This is a genomic window from Psychrobacter nivimaris (genome assembly GCF_904846365.1).
GTDB lineage: Bacteria > Pseudomonadota > Gammaproteobacteria > Pseudomonadales > Moraxellaceae > Psychrobacter > Psychrobacter nivimaris_B.
In genome coordinates this window covers 96,126-117,412 of record NZ_CAJHAL010000001.1, presented here as the reverse complement: position 1 = coordinate 117,412, position 21,287 = coordinate 96,126, and the positions used below count along the sequence as shown (strand labels likewise).

The following is a 21,287-nucleotide window of genomic DNA, read 5'->3' as shown; positions in this document are numbered from 1 at the left end:
GATCATGGCTGGTACACCGCATGAAATTATTGAAAAAAATACAGGCTTGTTAGTCATTGGTATCGTGATTGCTATTAGTTTTGCAACGCTAGTTGAAATCGTGCCATTGATCTATGACAACAAGGGTCCTGAAGAAGGTGGGGTGAACGCTCCCCTTCCTGCTATGGAGCCTTGGACAGCGCTTGAATTTGAAGGTCGTGATATTTATATCCGTGAAGGATGTCACGTTTGTCATACTCAAATGGTTCGCCCATTACGTGCAGAAGTTGAACGTTATGGACCATACTCACGTGCCGCTGAGTCGACGTGGGATCATCCATTCTTATGGGGATCGAAACGTACTGGACCAGATTTAGCACGTGTTGGTGGCCGTTATTCTGAAGATTGGCAAAAGCAACATTTGATCAATCCACGTTCGCTAGTGCCTGAGTCAGTTATGCCTGGTTTCCCTTGGTTGGCGACTAACGAAGTAGATGGCGAAAACATTCAAGCTAAAATGCGTCTATTCCGCGATCGCTTCGGTGTTCCTTATACTGAAGAAGATATTGAAGGCGCTCCAGATGCAGTGCTTGGCGCTACTGAGCTTGACGCTTTGGTCGCCTATCTACAGCAGTTAGGTACCGCAATGGAAGGACAGCGCTAATGGGTATTGGTGAATTACAAACAATTGCGACCGTTTCTGCCTTTGTTGCCTTTGTAGGCGTTGCATGGTGGGCGTATTCGCCAAAAAACAAAAAACGCTTCGAAGAAGATGCACAACTTGCGCTTGATGACGAGGATATAAAATCTCTGTCTGAAGAGCAGCGCAATAAGGATAAACGATGACATTTTTTTGGAGTTCTTGGATCACTGTATTTAGTTTTGCTTGTTGGCTATTTATTCTTGGCGTCCTTTTGATGGTTCTAAAGTACAAGCCAGAAGTAGAAGAAGACGGTACAACAGGTCATGAATATGATGGCATCCGAGAATACGACAAACCCCTGCCCAAGTGGTGGTTAGTGATATTTTTTGGCTCAATCGTCTGGGGCATCGCTTACTGGGTGTTTTTCCCAGCCATGTTCCCTAAGCATTGGGACGGTATTGCCACAGTAGAAGTCGATGGCGAAACGGTACCTTGGACCTCTAAAAACGAGTTGTTCAGTGAACTTGAAAGCAACAACAAAGTATTTACCGATAACTTTGAAAAAAGCATTTTGGTAAAAGCAGATGCTGCAGGCGCGACTGCGACACTTGGTACGCTAAACGAGTTACAAGCGACCATGCGTCGTAGCGAAAACCCACCAGCAGATCTACAGACTAAAATTGACGAAAAAGTTGCAGAACTTGCTCCTTATGTCGAAAAATTGTCTGAAAATCCAAATGCTTTAAAGGTTGGTAGCCGCTTGTTCCTACAGAACTGTTCTGTATGTCATGGCTCTAACGCTAAAGGTGCGACAGGCTACCCCAACCTAACAGACAATGATTGGTTATACGGCGGCGAAGCTAGCAACATTCTGACCACGCTACACAATGGTCGTATCGGTGGTATGCCTGCTTGGCGTGATCAGATCGGCGAAGACGGTGTACGTGCAGCATCTGAGTATGTATTGTCACTATCTCCAAACAACGGTAGTAAGAGTAACGGTGAACTTGACCAAACTTTGGTTAATCAAGGCGAAGCTATCTTTAAGCAGCAGTGTGCACTATGTCACTCTGAAAGCGGTAAAGGTATGATTTCAGCAGGTGCACCGAACTTGACTGACAATATCTGGTTGTATGGCGGTGAGCGTGAGACTGTACGTAATACATTACGTTATGGCCGTGCTGGCGTTATGCCTCAGTGGGAAACTAAGCTAGGTAATGAGCGTATCATGCTACTTGCTGCTTATATCTACTCACTATCAGATAAAACAGGCAAATCACCTGAAGCAGCACCAGTTACTGCTGCTACTCAGCCTGTAGCAACTGAAGAAGCAACTGCTAACTAAGACGTTGTTACTGTACTAAATATGGATGAGATTTAATGAAGGGAGAACTGTTATTGCAGTTCTCCCTTTTGCGTATAGTGGTATTGATTTTCATTTAGAAATGACGATGATGAGCGGCTATAAACACTATAAAACGTTCTCATATATTCGTTGCTTTTTACGATTATCACCCCATTATTAGTAGGGAGAATGTTAGAATAGCTATTTTTTAAAATAGTCTATTGGTCATGGCTTTATATCGCTCTGACTCAATCACATAACACGATAGTCAACTTCACATAAATTAGATGCAGGTTTGTTTAGTCTACTATTTGTAGTACCTTTGCTTGTATCAAGATTATGTTGAACCAACTATATTTACAATCGATCATTTGGTAAGCAGATTAGAAGATTTTCTATCGAATTTTCTATCCGCTATTTACTGACATTGATAACATCATACACTCATATACCTCGACGCTAGAGGTGTTTGTTCATCATGCCAGCAGACTGATTCTTTTTTTAAAGAGGCACGTTTATGTCAGCACAACAATCCAATAAAATTCCTGTACAACAAGTCGATCTTGATGCAACCAAGCATCGTGTACACCCAAGGTTTGTCACAGGTTTTTATCAAAATATTCGTGTCATCACGATGTATGCTCTTTTGGTGGCTTTTTTACTTTTGCCATGGCTGCGCTATAATGATAGACAAGCGATATGGTTTGATGTGCCATCACAGCATTACTATATTTTTGGCATGACATTTTTGACGCAAGATTTCTATTTTATTGCTGCATTTGCCATTATTGCCGCGTTTACGCTGTTTATGGTGACGGTATATGCAGGGCGCGTTTGGTGTGGTTATGCTTGTCCTCAAACGATATGGACGCATCTATACCAATATGTTGAAAAATGGGTGATTGGCGATCGTAATAAACGCATCAAGTTTGATAAAGCACCATTAAGTGCGAGCAAAGTATTCAAACGCACGGTTGTGTATTCAATTTGGTTCTTGCTTTCTGTGATTACAGCAGCGACCTTTGTTAGTTATGTAGCAGGGACAGATTCTCTATATCATAGCTGGCAGTCAATAGGAATGATTCCGTTCCCTGATTGGCCAACATGGGTATGGGTCTCAATGTTTATTTTCACCTTTGCTACTTATGCCAATGCAGGCTACATGCGTGAGCAGATGTGTGTACAGATTTGTCCTTATGGCCGTTTTCAGAGTGTGATGTTTGATAAAGACACATTGATCGTATCTTATGATTATGAACGCGGTGAGCCGCGCGGTGCCCGTAAAAAAGGCACAAATCCAGAGCACCTGGGCGACTGCATTGAATGTACCATGTGTGTGCAGGTCTGCCCTACTGGTATCGATATTCGTGATGGTTTGCAAGTTGGCTGTATCCAGTGTGCAGCTTGTATTGATGCCTGTAACGAAGTGATGGACAAGGTCGGCTATCCGCGTGGACTGATTCGTTATACGACCGAACGTCAGTTAGCAGAAAAAGAGCCAAGCCGCGTACTACGCCCACGATTATTTGCTTATTTGACATTATTAGCTGTGCTATGTGGCGGTGTTATATATGCATTAACCGATCGCGTGCCCTTAGAGATTGATATCCGCCGTGACCGTAATCAGTTGTCATCTATCAACAATCAAGGCATGATCGAAAACAGCTATATCGTTAAACTAACTAATAAGACACAGGATGCTCATACCTACACGATAACACTAGCACCGCAAAAAGGGCTGAGCTTAGAGCTGCGCTTTAACGATGTACCATTAGAAGCGGGCGAAAGCTTTGATATGCCAGTTAGTATTTATGGTGATCCTGATGTGATAGAGTTTGGCCAAACGCCTGTCACGCTAAATGTGAGCAGCGAAAACGGTAAGTACAAGGTAAGCAAACAAAATATCTTTACGACCCAAGGTCAGTAAGTGATTAGCAGACCTATTGTTTAATTTCATGTATATCATTCGGTAGTCTGTAGCTAGTGCAAGTAGTTAAATAACTAATTGTTCTAGCGAAAGGCTATTGGATACACGTTTTATCATTAAACTGGCAGCGCTTAGCCGCCAAATTATCCGTTGATACCATTTGTAGATGTCTAATGAACAGCTATCTATCGAATGCGTATCTGATGCATAGGTATTTTATGTCTACTCCAGCACCGAACTTTAAACATCAAGATAAGCAGCCATGGTATAAAAATTACATGGTCGTTATCTTTGTGATTGGCATGCCTGCTGCGGTCGTGATCGCTTGTATTTGGTTTGTTTATTACTCTTACCAGATCCGTGATAGCGTGGTACGTGATGACTGGTATATGGATGGCAAAACGCTCTATCATGATGTGTCTCGTGACAAGCTCACGTATGATTTAGACTTGCATGGACAAATGCAGTTTGCAGAAAATGGCGATATTGTGTTTTATCTCAACTACCCTGAGCAAAGCGTCCAGTCAGGCAAGCTGCTAAACGGCACACCACTTACTTATCCTGATACGTTAGAACTTTCTATTTCTCATGCAACGGATATCAAAAAAGACCGCGATGTTGTCCTTAAGCATGTTGAGGGCAATAAATACAGCGCCCAAGTTGATATTGACCCTGTAAAAGCCAAGTATTACCTTCAGGTTAGCAATGACGGTAAAGATGATTGGCGTATGCAAGATGTCGCAAAACTGCCTCGTTCAAAGGTCAGCTTTGACCCACTACCAGTTTTTGCTAAAAGTTAATACTGTTAGTAGCACTTAGACGTGAAAAAACCAGCCACTCGTCAGAGATCGGCTGGTTTTTTTTGAGCTATTTAATATTCTACTAATGAATAGGTACTATTTAATATGACCCTGATTCATAACTACTAAATCACAGGGTTAATCGTTGGGATTTTCTGTGCTTTACGCTCGTTTTGCGCGGCTTTGTCCGTCTCTGTTGAATAAGACTTGTCACTAGCGAACTTAGGATTGAACGTTTGTGTCCTTGGCGATACAGGTAAACCAATCTCAGCCAAACTATCCGTCTGCCCAGCTTGAATATTGTCGCCTTCAAATAAACGCTCATCATTATCACGATCAAGAGTGAGTGTTTCAAAGTCAAATAGCTCACGATCAGCTAACTGTGATGGCGCTACGTTTTGCATGGCCTTAAAGATCGAAGCCAAACGCTGCGGGTGAGCATTATCCCATTCACGCAGCATATCGTTGATGATGGCGCGTTGTAGATTGGTCTGGCTGCCACATAGGTTACAAGGAATGATTGGGAATTCTTTTAATTTGGCGTACTCAATGATGTCTTTCTCTTCGACATAGGCCAATGGGCGAATCAGCATATTTTGCTTGTCATCACTCAGTAGCTTGGGCGGCATTGATTTGAGCGCACCACCATGGAATAAGTTCAAAAAGAAGGTCGCTAGCATATCATCACGATGATGACCAAGGGCAATCTTAGTCGCGCCAATTTGTTTGGCAAAGCCATATAGTGAGCCGCGGCGTAGACGTGAGCATGCCGAGCAGTAAGTCTTACCTTCTGGCACCACGCTTTTGACGATGCTATAGGTGTCTTTTTCTAAAATATAGTGGGCGATGCCCTGCTCGTTTAGATACGCAGGTAAAATGTCTTCCGGATAGCCTGGCTGCTTTTGATCAAGATTCACCGCGACGATATCAAAATGAATCGGTGCAATGCGTTTTAGCAGCAATAAAATATCGAGTAAGGTATAGCTGTCTTTACCACCCGAAACACAGACCATCACCACATCGCCATCTTCAATCATATTAAAATCGCGGATTGCCCAAGAGACTTGGCGACGCAGCTTCTTTTGTAGTTTACGAAAGTACGCTGATTCGGTAGGTGCTTTCGCATCGGCAAACTGCTCGTCAATCATGTCCTCATCACTGCCCTCTTCAAAGACGTCATCGTACTCTCTACTATCAGTATCGGTCTCCAAAGCCTGACTATCAAAGCTCATTGCATCAGATACATCATCAGCTTGAGAAGGAATATTTGGCGTAAATAAGGTTGCTGCGGTCATAAGTTACTCAATATCTTTATAAGGGTGATTTTACTATAAAGCGATTTTCGATAAGGCTTTTAAAGCATTATCACCGGCGTCATGTGACTGATACTTTAAAAGCTGCGATTATAACAAATATTGCTAACAGATTGAAAAGATGACAGTAATACCGACTTTATTTTATTACGATGCTGTTTAAATTTGCTTTGGCAGCTTAGTGACGGGTGATTGGTCGCTTCGTGGTTCTGTAGTAGACGTATTTTTGCTAAAATAGCCGTTTTCGTAAACCAATAATAGATATCACTATGACTAACGTTACTTTGCAAAACACTTCCAATCAAGCATCCGATGCTGACTTAGCTGCTCTTACCAAAAGCCAGAATGCGGTTGTCCTTTTATCAGGCGGTCTCGATTCGGTGACTTGCTTACATTGGGCAAAAGCGCGCTATGCATCAGTGACAGCAGTCAGCTTTAACTATGGTCAACGTCATAATAGTGAACTTGTCGCCGCAAAGACGATCGCTGAGACAGCAGGTGTCAATCATAGAATCATCGATATTGATATCGCACAACTGGGTGGTTCATCACTCACCGATCACAGCATGATCGTACCAGACGGTGATTCAGACAAATTCCCTAGCAAAAAACGCGACGAAATCGATAACGACGCTATCCCAAATACCTATGTGCCTGCGCGCAACACTATCTTCTTATCGTACGCGTTAGCAGTCGCCGAAGTCGCTGATGCCAATCATATCGTCATCGGTGTCAGCTCAGTTGATTACTCGGGCTACCCTGATTGTCGCCCAGAGTATATAGCTGCCTTTGAACATATGGCCAATCTCGCGACAAAAGCGGGCGTTACTGGTCATCGCTTATCGATTCAAACGCCATTGCAGCAATTATCAAAAGCCCAAACTATTGAGCTTGGTCTGTCACTAGGTGTCGATTACGGACAGACGATTTCTTGTTATCGCGCAGATGCCAATGGTCTTGCTTGCGGTGTTTGTGATAGCTGCGCATTACGTCGTCAGGGTTTTGCCCAAGCTGACGTAACCGACCCTACTCATTATCAGTCTTAATTAATTTTAGTCAGTCCTATATAAGTTGGATACGGTATAAGGCGCGCTTAGTCTACTACTTGTATTACGTCTACTCGCCTATCTTGTACCCAAATCATATAAGGCCGACTATGTATTAACGCTAAATGCTGCGTGGAATGGTGACACCCATCAACATTCGCGCAACATTCGCTTGCATTAACACAGCACGTCGTTCTTGTATTCTAATCGATATACTTGCTATCGTATGAACGATTATATTTATCGAAAGATGTACATGACGATATCGGTCACTCATATATTGATGAGTTGACTTTGCATTGAGCAAAAGATAAAAAATTGACGCTACCCGTAAGAGGAAATTTATGAAGTTGTTGCCAGTACTACCCCTAGCCTTAGCGGCCCTGTTTGCCTTGCCACAAGCCAACGCTGCTGACATTAAGCAAGACAATATCAATTCATGTGTCAATGGCGCAGTCAAATACAAAGTCGCTGACAAAAGCAACGCAACCAAACTATGTAACTGTACTATTGGTGTGCGCAGCAACATGACTATCGGTCAAATGTGGGAAATCGAAAGCTACGCAGAAGATAAGAAAGACCCTTCTAACCTGCCATATGTGAAAGCGATGCAAAAAGATTTGCAGCAGTGTACCGTTGGCTTAGATTTGAAGAAGCCGCAAAAACCTGCGTAACTTCTAATCGTTTGATATACAAAAGACTGGCCATTGCCAGTCTTTTTTGTTGCCAATGAATGGACAAAGTGTAAAACTGATTATTTATTTCTACTAATCTGCTTATAATAATAACACTATAAATAGAACCATCATTAAGCCAGTACACATAACTAAAATTAATAAGGATTTTACAATGGCCAAGCCAACGACAGAAACCATTCACCTACCTGATTTTCCAGTAACCATAGTACGCAAGCTTGCTGGTAATTTTATCCATGATGAAATTAATTTAAAAGAAATGGTCGCCAATACCGATAAAGGCCTTATTCTGTATTTTTATCCCAAAGACAACACGCCAGGCTGCACCACACAGGCAACAGAGTTTACCTCGCACCTTCATGACTTTGATGAATTGGGCTACGACATTATTGGCGTCTCTCGTGATAGTGTTGAATCTCATGAAAAATTTATCGACAAATATGACTTACAGATTCCAATCATCAGTGATACTGATGAAAAGCTATGCCAGTATTTTGATGTTATCAAAGAAAAAAATATGTACGGCAAAGTTACGTTAGGCCTTGTACGTTCGGCATTTGTATTCGATAAAAACAGTGAGCTGACTCATGCTCAGCGTAACTTACGTGCTAAAGACTATACCAGTCGCTTACTGACTATATTGGCGCCATAATTACTGGTTATGTACTTAAATCAGTATTATTGGCACTATAATTAAGTCAATATTCATCATAAGAACGATAAAAATAGAATAAAAAATATAAGCCGAGAATTTAGTCTATTACTGAATATAACCTTTACCCTATTAGAGAATAATATGAATAAACAATCTGGCACTACCACTGACGATACGCTAAGAGAAGTCACGCGCAAAGTATCTGTCGCTATTATTGGTGCTGGTACCGCAGGTCAAAATGCTTTTCGCCAAGCAAGTAAAATCAAAGATGATGTGGTCATTATTAATGAAGGGTTTTGGACCACGACCTGTATTGCGGTCGGCTGTATGCCTAGTAAGCTGCTAATTGCAGCTGCTGATCGCGCACACGATGCCAACCATTCTGCTGAATTTGGTATTCATGCAACCGCGCAAGTCGATGGCAAACAAGTCATGGAGCGTGTGCGTGACGAACGCAGTCATTTTGCCAGTTACATTAAAAAACAAGTAGACAGCTGGCCTGATCATAAGAAAATCGACGGTCGTGCTCGTATTAATGAGCAAGGCCTAATCGAGGTCAATGATGAGTTGATTGCTGCTGATCAAATCATTGTCGCCACAGGTAGCTCGCCGTTTATTCCTGATGGATGGGCGGATAAGCTTGGTGATACTATGCTCACTTCTGATAGTGTCTTTGAGCTTGAAGACTTACCAAAAACGATGGCTGTCGTCGGTGCTGGTGCCATCGGTCTAGAGCTTGCACAAGCGTTTACACGCTTGGGTGTAGAAGTCACGCTGCTAAACCGTGCCAAACAAGTGGCTGGTCTAAAAGATGATGATATTAATAATAAAGCCATGGATTGCTTAAGTCATGAATTGACCATGCATCTAGGCAGCGAAATTACCGATGTAGGTACACAAGCAGATGACGGTAATAAAAGTGCATTTATCAAATATAAAGATAGTGCTAGTGAGTCTCAGCAATGGCAAGGTGAGTACGTCTTAGTTGCTACTGGTCGTCGCAATGATATTAAGCAGCTAGGTGTCGAAAACTTAGGCGTTAAGCTAGACGATAAGAACCGTCCAAAAAACTTGAGTAAAAAAACAGGTCAGATTGGCGACTTAAACGTCTATATCGTTGGTGATGCCAATGCTAATATTCCGTTACTGCATGTGGCTAGCGATGAAGGCTATAGTGCGGGCAGTATGGTCTGCGAAAACACAGAAGCGGCCTATATTCGCCCACCTGCGACTCCTTTCTCTATCGTATTTTGCTCACCGCAAATCGTTAATGTTGGTATGTCGCTACCAGAAATTCAAAAAGATTCAGAACTCGAATTCGTTATCGGTAGCGTGAGCTTTGATAATCAAGGACGCAGCCGTGTGATGGGCGTCAATTGCGGATTGCTACATATCTATGGTTGCAAAAAGACAGACAGAATTTTAGGCGCTAGTATGGTCGGCCCTGACGCTGAATATATCGGTCATATACTTGCTACAGCAATTACCAATGACCTAAGTATCAAAGACATGCTCGACACTCCTTTTTATCATCCAACGATACTAGAGGGACTACGTACGGCTCTACGTGATGTACAGTACAAAATGGAGATACCTTTCCAATCTCAAGATGCTCAAGAAAACAATTTTTAATCTACTAATTGGTTAGTTCCTCAAGTCAGTAATAATTTCAAACTGGCACTAATGAGTTTGAAGCCTTGCCCCTATTTGATTGCCTTGACGACTTGAGGTAATTTATAAATAGATATTCGTTTACAACTTTTTGTACAAACACATCCTGCATGGACGAAAAAATGCCAATCGCTAGTGTTACCGACTTTTTTGAAGAGATCATTCGCGACTTACATACTAGCCTATATCTTGCTCTCGGCGGCTCTATAGATGAAGAGTCACTTAATTGGTCCTCTCAAGCAGTAGAACTGGCGAGCACTGGCATCAAAATCCTAATACTGCTTGCGGTATTGGGATTTTTTTATTGGTTGGCCAACTATATCCTTAGACAAAGCCGTGCCAAAATTCGATTAAATGAGCGCCGCACCAAGATTGTCCGTTCAGTTTTGCGCTATGTCTGGATTGTCGCCAGTCTGATAGCGATTATGAGTCAGATAAACTTTGAGCCAGAAACCATCAAAGCCACCGCGAAGGCAAGCACTTGGGCAGGTATCTATTACGTACTTTGGGCATCATCAGGACAAATCATTCACAGAGTCCTGCAGCATTATGGTCTCAATGCTTCCATAGAGCAGCTACTCAAAAATATTTTATCTGTACTACTATTGGTACTCGGGCTTGCCAGCGTCATGGCTCAATTTGGCTTTGACATCGTATCGTTAGTGGCGGGTTTGGGTATTGTTGGTTTGGCGGTTGGTTTCGCCGCTCAGTCTACCCTTGCTAATTTTATCGCTGGTATCACCATTCTGCTTGAGCAGTCTTTTCAAGTCGGTGATTGGATTCATATCAATGATAATGAAGGGCGGGTGGTACTCATCGCGTTACGCACCACTCATATTCTCACTCGAGACAATATCACTGTCATTATCCCGAACTCCAATGTTGCCTCATCAGAAGTCATCAACCTGACTTCCAAGAACTTTATCCGTTTTGATATTCGTGTACGTATCGCGTTCGAAGATGATATTGAGACAGCTCGCAAGGAAATCTTGCAAGTACTCAGCGATACCGATGCGGTGCTTAATCGTCCTGAGACCTCAGCTACTGTGGCAGAAATTGGTGAGTACGGGGTGTTCTTTATCGTACGTTTTTGGGTCAAACCAGCAGCCGTTGCCCGCATACCCAAAATTAAAGAAGTGCTGCAAGAAGAGATTAAAATTGCGTTTGATGCTGCCAACATTTCTACGCCCTATCCGCATATGCGATTGCTGATGCCAAAAGATGTTGACTACCCTATCGCGACTAAACCCTTTGCAACCACTACTCAAATCGTCCCAGAGGAATTACCACTGACGAAAGGTGAGTAGAGAATTTGTTTTCCCGTATTTGACTATCGCATCTTAAAATCTTAAACACGGCTACTTTGAACCATCCTACTGTGAATTATGGTAAAATTGCCGGTTACACCGATTATCTTATTATTTGCTTTTTTGTCAATTTAGCCCACAGGTACCCGTATGACCGAACAAACCGCGCCCGCATCTCTAACAGCAGCTTCACCAGAGTTGTCGCTTGATCTTATTATTACCTGTGCCGATGGGCTTGAGGCACCACTTCAGACTGAGCTAACCAGTTTTGGCATTGACAGCGAAATCAAAAGTACCGGCCGTCTAGCCGTAACTGGTGGCTTGCGTGAGCTATATACCATCTGCCTATGGTCACGCGTGGCCTCGCGGGTATTGATGCTGATTAAACGTAAAAACATCAATGCAGAATACGACGTTGCAGAGCAGCTATACGGCTTGGCAAAATCGGTCAATTGGACTGAGCAGTTTAGCCTAGAGCAAACCTTTGCTATTCGTCTGTCTGTCGATAAGCGTGTCGCTGTCAGTCAGCAGTTTGCGATGCTACGTATCAAAGATGCAATTGCCGATACGTTTAACGAAGTTTACGATAGCCGTCCTAACGTCGATAGCAAAAACCCAGACTTCTCTGTTTTTGCAACCATCAATGACAAGCAAGCTGAGTTGTATTTAGATTTATCTGGTACCAGTTTGCATCGCCGTGGTTACCGTGTGGCCATGACAGAAGCACCATTAAAAGAAAACTTGGCAGCCGCCCTACTCTATAGCGCTGGTTGGCACAAGAAAAATGAAGCCGGCGACGCACCTTTCTATAATGCGTTAATTGACCCAATGTGCGGCTCTGGAACGTTCCTTATCGAAGCGTTATTGATGCATTGTGACTATGCTGTGGGTATCGACAAAGCTGCCAATCAATTTGGTTTTTACCAGTGGCAGCATCATGATGAGACGCTATGGCAAGAGATGATTGATGATGCTCAAACGCGTTTCCGCGAAGCATTAGAGATTGCCAACGAGCAGCCTGATACGTTGCCACTTATGCTAGGCTTTGATGCTGATAGTGGTGCGATTCTTGCCACAGAAAAGAACTTAATTGCCGCAGGTCTACAGGACATTTTACCGCTACTCGATATCGAACATCGTGCGCTTGACCAACTCAGCAACGTGCTCAAGCCATTGGTTAATGATGGTCGATTGAGCAATCCTTTGGTCATTACCAACCCACCATATGGTGAGCGTTTGGGTGATGAGGACATGATTAAGCCGTTGTATCAAGCGATTGGGCTGATATTGCAAGACAGCTTTGCCGGTAGTGGCATTGACCCGATGCTTGGCATATTGGCCTCTCATGTTGAACAAGTAGATATTCTACCGATTAAAGAACCAAAAACCTTACGCTGTCATAATGGTGCTATCACCGTCTATTTCCGCTACGGAACGCTTATCGCTGGGCAAACGGGCAATCTTGTTAGTCGTTTTGAGAAACGCGAGATCGAAGTAGAAGATGGTCAAGACTTTATTAATCGTCTGCAAAAAAACCTTGCTAAACTCAAGAAACTGGCCAAAAAAGACAATGTAAGCAACGTTCGTGTTTACGATGCTGATTTACCTGATTTCAAAGTCGCGATCGACTTATACGGTGATTATGCGCATGTGCAAGAATATGCGCCGCCAAAGACCATCCCACCTGAAACTGCAAAGAAACGCTTTAACTTGGCATTGATGGGTATCCGTGAAGTCTTTGATATTAACCGTGAACAGATCTTTATCAAAACGCGTGCTCGTCAGTCTGGTAACGATCAGTACAGCAAGCAGAACACCACAGAAAAACGTGGCAAGTTTCATGTTGCGCGCGAAGATGGTGCCTACCTGTATGTCAACTTTACAGATTATTTAGATACTGGTCTGTTTATCGATCACCGTAATATGCGTGCTCGTATCAAAGATAACAGTCGCGGTAAAGCAGTACTTAACCTGTTCGCTTATACTTGTACCGCAAGTGTGCATGCAGCGCTTGCTGGTGCGAAAAAAGTCACTAGCGTCGATTTGTCACAGAACTATCTAGATTGGGGCAAACAAAACTTTGTCTTGAACGGTTTGGACGTTAGCCGCAATAAATACCAATTCGTTGCTGCCGATATCTTTGAGTGGATTAAAGACAATACCGAACAGTTCGATGTTATCTTTATTGATCCGCCGACTTTCTCAAACTCTAAAAAATTCCAAGGTACTTTTGATGTGCAACGTGATCATGCTGCATTGATTAATCGTGCGATGAACCGTCTAACCTCTGATGGTGTCTTGTACTTTTCTAACAACTTTACGCGTTTTGAGTTAGATGAGCAGTTGACTCAGCGTTATGACATCATTGATATCACGCAAAAAACCATTGGCTTTGATTTCAATATCAAAAAGCCGATTCATCAAAGCTTTGAGATTCGTCATCGTCAAAGTCTATAATTCGAAGTTTCAGATTTATAGTTTAGAATCTAAAGTCCGTAAATAGGATTTTGATAAATAAAACTATAGATTTATAGTGGCAGCATAAGTACCTGAAACTTCTGTTTTTTGCCAAATGTATATGAAATATAACAATGGCCCAATCAGCTTTGATTGGGCCATTTTTTGTTGCTATGATAGAGCGTTACTAGGCGATGGATTTGCGCAGTTATTGCGTAAGCATCGCCTTTTTTCGATGACCTTATAAAACCACTAACGTCTAATAAAAAGGATAACACCATGGCTTTATCACTTAATAAAGGCGGTAATTTATCGCTAACGAAAACCGACCCAAATTTAACCAAGTTACTTATCGGTCTTGGTTGGGATGAGCGCGCCACTTCTGGTGCGGAGTTCGATCTTGATGCTAGCGTATTTTTGCTAAATGGCGCGGGTAAAGTACGCGGCGATCATGACTTTATTTTCTATAATCAGCTGAAGTCTGACAATGGCGCTGTCGAGCATACTGGTGACAACCGTACTGGCGAAGGCGACGGTGATGATGAAGTTATCAAAGTAAATCTCACTCAAGTACCTGCAGACGTAGATAAAGTAGTCGTGACGGTGACTATTCATGATGCTGCAGCGCGTAGCCAGAACTTTGGTCAGGTCGCCAATGCCTTTATCCGTGTTGTTAATGAAGAAACAGGCACTGAAGTCGTACGTTTTGATTTAGCAGAAGACTACTCTGTAGAGACAGCAATGGTGTTTGGCGAAGTATATCGTCACAATGGTGAATGGAAATTCCGCGCTGTTGGTCAAGGCTATTCAGGCGGTTTGCAAGCGATGTGTCAGCAATACGGTGTCGATATTTAAAACCATTATTTACTGGTATTTAGTCAGTTATTAGTCACCGTCATCACGTCCAAAATAGCAAACCGCCATCGTTGCAAATAGTCACAATTTTTAATGGCCAAATGACTAGTAATGCTTTACGTTTCGTTTAAAATTATGCATAAAAAGTGGTTAGTAATAACCGCTTTTTTGCGGTTCATGCCTATACTAGGTAGACCTTAGCTTTACGCAACCATACAGGATGTGTCATGAGACATTTTTATTTAGACTTTATTTTCACCGCAATTGCTTTGGCAATAGCAGCATGGTGGGGATATTCACATGGCGGTATGGGTGGCATGATAGCCACTCTTTCTATTACCGCTATTTTGGCCGTCATGGAGATTTCATTATCTTTTGATAATGCGGTGGTCAATGCTTCAGTCCTTAAGGGCTGGGACGAATTTTGGAAAAAGATATTTTTAACCGTTGGTATCCTAATCGCCGTATTTGGTATGCGATTGGTCTTCCCTATTGTCATCGTCGCGGTTACTGCCGACCTTGGTATGATGGAAGTCATCAACTTGGCTTTATATAGCCCTGAAGAATACTCGGCAAGACTGATGGCACACCATGCGGAAATCTCAGCATTTGGTGGTATCTTCTTGCTATTGGTATTCTTGAACTTTATTTTTGATGACAAAGAAGTACATTGGTTTGACTGGCTTGAAAGCCGTTTAGCCAAGCTAGGCAAAGTCGATGCCATGAGCGTATTTGTAGCGCTTATCGTCTTGATGATTGCGGTATCGTGGGCTAATGCCGAGCAGTCAAGCGCTGTCCTAATCGCAGGTGTTTGGGGTATCTTGGTTTATCTGGGCGTACAGGTTGTATCAGGTATGCTTGAGGGCGATCTGGAAGAAGACCTAGAGAACGAAGAAAATGGTTCGGGCGCTGCGGCGACCAGTGCCATTATGAAAGGCGGTATCATTGGTTTCCTATACTTAGAAGTCCTAGATGCCTCATTCAGTTTCGATGGTGTGATTGGCGCATTTGCAATCACCAATGACGTGATTGTTATCATGTTAGGTCTTGCGATTGGTGCGATGTTTGTACGTTCTATGACTATCTTCTTGGTAGACAAAGGCACGCTTGACGAGTTCATCTATCTTGAGCACGGCGCACATTATGCTATCGGCGCACTGGCACTGATTATGCTATTATCAGTGAAGTTCCATGTGCCAGAGATTATCACTGGTTTGATTGGTATTGCCTTTATTGGTTGGGCGCTGCTAGCGTCACTTCAGCATCGTAAAGCTGAGAAAGCAAGCCTAAACTAAGGCGTGTTCTCAGTGTAGTCTGTATCTAGTTATACATTTAAGCAGGTCATATCATCAGGTATGGCCTGTTTTTTTTCACATTATTTCGCCATACTGTTAGGTCATATTGAAGCCTCAAGATATCGGAATAACCAATAATTAAGACAATCAATGGTTAAAATTACGTTTGCCCTGTTACTATTACCCTATCTTCAGTTAAAATCCTCGTCCTTAAATAACTTGTCGAAATAAGACCCTATAAACGATATGCAAAAAATTCTTGATGATATTGCCGCAGAGATGGCAAGAGAAACTGACCGCGGCAAAGTCGCAGATTATATCCCGCAATTGGCTCATATTGATCCTAATCAGTTCGGTATAGCCGTAGCGACTCCTGATGGGCATATGTATGCAGCAGGTGATGCCAGCACTCTGTTCTCCATCCAAAGTATCTCTAAGGTATTTACCTTAACCATTGGTCTTGGCAAACTAGGCGATACACTTTGGACACACGTCGGACGCGAACCATCTGGCGATCCTTTTAATTCAATTGTGATGCTCGAGCATGAGTCTGGCCGACCGCGCAACCCATTTATCAATGCTGGGGCAATCGCAGTTGTCGACGCCATCATGATGGGACATGAGCCAAAAGAAACACTGGGTGAAATCCTGCAGTTTATTCACCTCATTGCAGATGATGAGTCAATTCGCTTTGATCATAAAGTAGCGGCTTCTGAGATGGCGCACAAGGACCGAAATGCCTCTCTGGCGCACTTTATGAAATCCTTTGGTCGTTTAAAACACGATGTGGATAATGTATTGGGTACGTATTTTCATCAGTGCTCAATTGCAATGAACTGCCAACAGTTGGCCAGTGCCGGTCTTTATTTAGTGTCTAACGGAGTTGATAAGCACTCAGGAGTACGTGTAATCAATGAAAAACGAGCACGCCGTATTAACTCATTGATGATGATGTGTGGTCATTATGATGGTTCTGGCGAATTTGCTTACCGCGTGGGCTTACCAGGCAAAAGTGGTGTTGGTGGCGGTATTTTGACGATAGCACCTGGTAAAGGGTCTATCGCTGTCTGGTCACCAGGGCTTGATCATGTAGGTAACTCTAAGCTTGGACTAAAAGCACTAGAGCGCTTCGTACAAAAAACTGGCTGGTCGGTTTTTGCAGAATAAGAGATACATGTATATTTATCTAAATAGGTTTTTTATATAATGCCATGCTCTCATACTAGCTGCGAAGCATACCTAAGCCATGAGTTGGTTTATTCTAAGCCCATATAGTCAGTCGGTGCTTTTTAAAGCGATTGTTTTATCTAAGCTACCTTTGTGCTAAATCCCTTTTGTATGAAACATTACTTTTCATAACAATATCTTAACGACTATTGCTAAGTTGATTAGAAATTATCAAAGATACAGAAGTATTATGTCCCTTAGTAAGCATATAGTAAGCGCACAAAATACGCCTTGCTTAGTGAGCAAACGCTTAGTATAGTAAAACCTAATGATATGCAGGGCATAGGATACAAGTAAGTTTTTATTATTTGCTCTGAGATATCAGTCACTGCACAACTTTTAGTTTATTTTTTATCAATCAATCCACTTAACTATTAATCCAAAGGATATTTGTATGGCTATTAGCTTAACAAAAGGCGGCAACGTAAACTTATCAAAAGAAGCGCCAGGTTTAACTAACATTACAGTCGGTCTAGGCTGGGATCCACGTGCCACTGACGGCCAAGAGTTTGATTTAGATGCAATCGGTTTCTTGATTAACGAAGCAGGCAAAGTCCGTAACGACCAAGATTTTATCTTTTTCAATAACCTAAAATCAGACAACGGCGCTGTTGAGCATACTGGTGATAACCGTACTGGCGAAGGCGATGGCGATGATGAGAAAATCAAAATCAATCTTGCTAGCATCCCAGCTGACGTCAACAAAGTAGCTATCTGTGCCATCATCTATGAAGGCCAAGCGCGTAACCAAAACTTCGGTCAAGTTGGTGATGCTTATATCCGCGTTGTAAACGACAATGGCGAATCTGAAATCGCTCGTTATGACCTATCAGAAGATGGCAGCACTGAAACAGCGATGATTTTCGGTGAATTATATCGTCACAGCGGTGATTGGAAATTCCGTGCGGTCGGTCAAGGTTTCAGCGGTGGTCTTGGACCATTAGCAGCCTCTTATGGCGTAAATGTTTAACGTTAAAACCAACGTAAACGTTTAGCAAGCCAATTATCATAATCAGACGTCTGGTTATGATCCAATGAGCCATCAAGTGTGCCCCTTTAACGCATTTGATGGCTTTAAATTTAATTGGCTTACCATTAAAATCTATAAAGCATCTAAAAGCACACGCACACATTAAGAGCATTTAACAAAGATATTAGAATAAGGATTTGCAAGCCATGGCCGCAACATTCAGTTTAATCGGTACTATTGAACCTTTTTTGCATTGTAATCTTAAAAAAGGCGATTCAATTTATTGTGAAGCCAATGCAATGGTGATGATGGAGTCCAATCTTGAGCTAAAAGGTAAGCTACAAGGTGGCCTGATGCAGTCACTGATGCGCCGCTTTGCAAACGATGAATCGTTGTTTCAACAGCAGATTGAAGCGGTTAATGGTGAGGGCGACTGTCTGCTTGCGCCCACGCTTGATGGTGATATGCAAATCATAGAAGTTGGCAAACAGCAGTATACACTCAGCGATGGTGCGTTTGTCGCGGCCCAAACTGGCGTCGATATCAGAGCCAATATTCAGCGCAATTTAGGCGGTGCAGTGTTTGGTGATACAGGCGGCTTTATGGTGATGCAAACCCAAGGCCAAGGTCAAGTCGTGGTATCTGGTTTTGGCTCGTTGTTTGAAATTGATGTCACACCAGACAAAGATGTCATTATTGATAACGGTCATGTGGTCTGTTGGGACTCAAATCTTGAATACAAACTGTCCGTTTCGACCAGTAAGAAAAAAGGCATCATGAGCAATATTATCAACTCTGTTACTAGTGGCGAAGGTATGGTTCTGAACTTCTCAGGAAGTGGCAAAGTCATTATTTGTTCACGCAATCGTGACAATTATCAAGGTTGGATACAAAGCGTCCTAGGTAGTAGCTCAGGCGGACGTGGCGGCGGTGGTGGCTTTTTAGACAATATCTTATAGTGCATTTCGCAATTTATAACACTCTTTAACGTTATTTTTCAACGGTTTTACTCACAATTATTATAAGGATACTCACATGGCAGTTAGTCTTCAAAAAGGTCAAAAAATCTCCCTAAGCAAAGAAGCTGGTGGCGATCTTACTCAAGTTAAACTAGGTCTAGGCTGGGATGTTGCTCAAGGGCCACAAGATAAAAAAGGTGGTTTCTTAGGAAAATTATTCGGCGGCGGTTCTGATGGTGATTCTATCGATTTAGATGCTTCATGCATCATGTTCGATGCTAACAAGCAAGCGGTCGATGCCATTTGGTTCAGTCAGTTAAAATCGAAAGACGGCAGTATCGTGCATACTGGTGATAACCGTACTGGCGACGGTGATGGCGATGATGAAGTCATCAACGTCGATCTCTCAAGAGTACCTGCTAATGTGGTCTCATTGGTATTTACAGTCAATAGCTTTACTGGTCAAACGTTTGAGACAGTAGAAAATGCGTTTTGCCGTATCGTTAATGCCAATAACAATAGCGAAGTAGCACGTTATAACTTGTCTGCCCAAGGTGGACATACAGCGATGGTAATGGCAAAAGTTTATCGTCATAACAATGAATGGAAAATGCATGCGATTGGCGAGACAGCTTCTGGCCGTACTTTCCACGACTTAATGCCTGCTATCACACCGCATGCATAATGGACTTGAGACTTTAACTGGATTATTACCAATCTAGTTAAATAGTTTATTTCAAAAAAGAGCGGCCCATCTATCAATAGTTAGGCCGCTCTTTTTTGCTTATTATCTATAGTTAAGAATACTATTTACGTCCACGTTTCCAGCTAAAGCCCCAGTTAAACGCTTTGTCCATTTCTTGATGACCTTTGAAGTATTGGTTGATACGCTCAACATTGATACTGCCTTGTTGATTGACCAAACGGGCAATGGCACACATTGGTAGATTACCCGCACCTTCGGTCAAACGTGTCTCAATCGGTGATTGTTCTGGCACATGGATAGTCACAACCCCATCAGTTTTTTCCCAGTTGGGTGCGCCTTCGTAAATAAACGCAAAGATGAACACCTCTTCAATCTGCGACCATTGTTGACCGTTGATATCCAGCCATTCACCGCCACTTACCTGCCCCGTTCTATCATCCGCACGTAAGCAAACATAAGGCGCTGATTGTAAACTACCAAAGCGATTACCCAACGCTTGAATAAGGGTTTTTTCACCGTTTTTTAGATGAATCATAGCACCGACATCTAGATCGATACCACTTGATTGATGCTGCTTAAACAGATCTCCCAGTATGCCTTTTTTGGGCGCTGATTTATCATTTTTCGGGCGTTGGTTCCAATCTAAATTGACCGAAATTTTGCCAAAGTCATCACGTTTTTTAAGATTAATGCTAGATTTATTTTTAGTTAAGGTTATTTTACTTAAGTTAATTGAAGGGTTAGCAGGAATCGGTGGCGGGTTGTTAGCTTGAGACGTGTTGCCTGCTTTTTGTGTATTGATTGGTCGCTGCGTGTTGATAGGTTGAGGTTGGCTTGGTGCAGGACTATTATTTTGGGCAGGTGCGTCATCAGCGATTTCAACACCAAAATGCTCAGACAAAGGTTTTAACCCTCCTTCAAATCCTTGGGCGATAAAACGAAATTTCCAGCTTCCTTGTCTGCGATAGCATTCAGCCAATATAATGGCTTTTTCATTACGTCCAGCACTACTCAGCTGACAGGTCATCAGTACTTGACTACCCTGCAAGACTTGAATGTCCACATCGCCAACTTGCGACAGTGTTTGCGCACTAGAGAACGCTAGGGCAATTTTCTCAATAGTTGCAGGCTGTGCAGACAAATTGACATCAAAAAACCCATCACTGTCATGACCACGGAAGCTAACACTACCATCATCGCTACGTATCTGACCATAAAATATCATGTCACCATCACCACGTACTTTGCCGTCAGTAGTCAGACGATAAGCGGCACAATCAATAGCATTTTGGCTTAAAATACGAATGCTAATATTGTCAGTTGGCAGGGGCGCATTGGCACCTGCAATTAGTTTTTGAGGTTGGTTTTGACTCATCATACGTCCTTTAGATTATTTATTATACTGTTGTCATTGTCATGCCGACTATCATCATATAG

At 42.6% G+C, this 21,287-nt stretch carries 19 protein-coding genes; 17 read left to right on the top strand and 2 right to left on the bottom strand.

Annotation, left to right across the window (positions count from 1 at the left end; genetic code table 11):
* Window positions 1–4: 4 nt before the first annotated feature.
* The 5 genes from ccoO (at window position 5) to JMX63_RS00505 (ending at window position 4,694) form a co-directional block, all read left to right on the top strand.
* Window positions 5–643, top strand: a complete 639-nt coding sequence (gene ccoO / locus JMX63_RS00525; protein ID WP_057760802.1) for a cytochrome-c oxidase, cbb3-type subunit II — start codon at window positions 5–7, stop codon at window positions 641–643.
* Window positions 643–825, top strand: a complete 183-nt coding sequence (locus JMX63_RS00520) for a CcoQ/FixQ family Cbb3-type cytochrome c oxidase assembly chaperone (RefSeq protein WP_010199605.1) — start codon at window positions 643–645, stop codon at window positions 823–825. The genes ccoO and JMX63_RS00520 overlap by 1 nt, the downstream gene beginning before the upstream one ends.
* Complete coding sequence (locus tag JMX63_RS00515; protein ID WP_201569994.1) at window positions 822–1,967, top strand: c-type cytochrome; 1,146 nt, start codon at window positions 822–824, stop codon at window positions 1,965–1,967. Before JMX63_RS00520 ends, JMX63_RS00515 begins: the two co-directional genes overlap by 4 nt.
* Before the next feature lie 517 nt (window positions 1,968–2,484).
* A complete protein-coding gene (gene ccoG, locus JMX63_RS00510) occupies window positions 2,485–3,894 on the top strand; it encodes a cytochrome c oxidase accessory protein CcoG (RefSeq protein ID WP_201569992.1) in 1,410 nt (469 codons plus the stop codon).
* 218 nt (window positions 3,895–4,112) lie between these two features.
* Window positions 4,113–4,694: a FixH family protein gene (locus JMX63_RS00505; RefSeq protein WP_057760810.1), complete on the top strand. Its 582-nt coding sequence runs from the start codon at window positions 4,113–4,115 to the stop codon at window positions 4,692–4,694.
* Window positions 4,695–4,819: 125 nt separating this feature from the next.
* On the opposite strand, the gene ttcA is transcribed toward JMX63_RS00505, so the two are convergent.
* On the bottom strand, window positions 4,820–5,842 hold the full coding sequence (gene ttcA, locus JMX63_RS00500) for a tRNA 2-thiocytidine(32) synthetase TtcA (RefSeq protein ID WP_227673198.1): 1,023 nt from the start codon (window positions 5,840–5,842) through the stop codon (window positions 4,820–4,822).
* A gap of 434 nt (window positions 5,843–6,276) precedes the next feature.
* Between ttcA and queC the strand changes: the two genes are divergently transcribed.
* The 12 genes from queC to JMX63_RS00440 all read left to right on the top strand — a co-directional run bounded on the left by queC (window position 6,277) and on the right by JMX63_RS00440 (window position 19,829).
* A complete protein-coding gene (gene queC, locus JMX63_RS00495) occupies window positions 6,277–7,053 on the top strand; it encodes a 7-cyano-7-deazaguanine synthase QueC (RefSeq protein ID WP_201569975.1) in 777 nt (258 codons plus the stop codon).
* Window positions 7,054–7,397: 344 nt separating this feature from the next.
* A complete protein-coding gene (locus tag JMX63_RS00490) occupies window positions 7,398–7,727 on the top strand; it encodes a hypothetical protein (RefSeq protein WP_201569967.1) in 330 nt (109 codons plus the stop codon).
* Between the two features lie 175 nt (window positions 7,728–7,902).
* Window positions 7,903–8,400 (top strand): peroxiredoxin, encoded by a 498-nt coding sequence (locus JMX63_RS00485; protein ID WP_201569965.1) that lies wholly within the window; start codon window positions 7,903–7,905, stop codon window positions 8,398–8,400.
* 144 nt (window positions 8,401–8,544) lie between these two features.
* A complete protein-coding gene (locus JMX63_RS00480; protein WP_201569962.1) occupies window positions 8,545–10,035 on the top strand; it encodes a dihydrolipoyl dehydrogenase in 1,491 nt (496 codons plus the stop codon).
* Window positions 10,036–10,196: 161 nt separating this feature from the next.
* Window positions 10,197–11,381 carry a mechanosensitive ion channel family protein gene (locus tag JMX63_RS00475; protein WP_227673188.1) on the top strand — a complete coding sequence of 395 codons (1,185 nt, stop codon included), beginning with the start codon at window positions 10,197–10,199 and terminating at the stop codon, window positions 11,379–11,381.
* A gap of 150 nt (window positions 11,382–11,531) precedes the next feature.
* Entirely contained in the window at window positions 11,532–13,838 is a 2,307-nt protein-coding gene (rlmKL, locus tag JMX63_RS00470) for a bifunctional 23S rRNA (guanine(2069)-N(7))-methyltransferase RlmK/23S rRNA (guanine(2445)-N(2))-methyltransferase RlmL (RefSeq protein WP_201569960.1), read from the top strand.
* A 279-nt stretch (window positions 13,839–14,117) separates the two neighbouring features.
* Window positions 14,118–14,693, top strand: coding sequence for a TerD family protein (locus JMX63_RS00465; protein WP_057760825.1), 576 nt, complete (start codon window positions 14,118–14,120; stop codon window positions 14,691–14,693).
* Window positions 14,694–14,920: 227 nt separating this feature from the next.
* Window positions 14,921–15,988, top strand: coding sequence for a DUF475 domain-containing protein (locus JMX63_RS00460; protein ID WP_057760827.1), 1,068 nt, complete (start codon window positions 14,921–14,923; stop codon window positions 15,986–15,988).
* 246 nt (window positions 15,989–16,234) lie between these two features.
* A complete protein-coding gene (locus tag JMX63_RS00455; RefSeq protein WP_201569951.1) occupies window positions 16,235–17,155 on the top strand; it encodes a glutaminase in 921 nt (306 codons plus the stop codon).
* A 454-nt stretch (window positions 17,156–17,609) separates the two neighbouring features.
* Window positions 17,610–18,185, top strand: a complete 576-nt coding sequence (locus tag JMX63_RS00450) for a TerD family protein (RefSeq protein WP_057760832.1) — start codon at window positions 17,610–17,612, stop codon at window positions 18,183–18,185.
* A 206-nt stretch (window positions 18,186–18,391) separates the two neighbouring features.
* Window positions 18,392–19,144, top strand: a complete 753-nt coding sequence (locus JMX63_RS00445; RefSeq protein ID WP_201569949.1) for a TIGR00266 family protein — start codon at window positions 18,392–18,394, stop codon at window positions 19,142–19,144.
* A 76-nt stretch (window positions 19,145–19,220) separates the two neighbouring features.
* Entirely contained in the window at window positions 19,221–19,829 is a 609-nt protein-coding gene (locus tag JMX63_RS00440; RefSeq protein ID WP_201569947.1) for a TerD family protein, read from the top strand.
* A gap of 121 nt (window positions 19,830–19,950) precedes the next feature.
* Here the strand turns inward: JMX63_RS00440 and JMX63_RS00435 are convergent, their stop codons facing one another.
* Complete coding sequence (locus tag JMX63_RS00435) at window positions 19,951–21,225, bottom strand: TerD family protein (protein ID WP_201569945.1); 1,275 nt, start codon at window positions 21,223–21,225, stop codon at window positions 19,951–19,953.
* Between the last annotated feature and the right edge of the window lie 62 nt (window positions 21,226–21,287).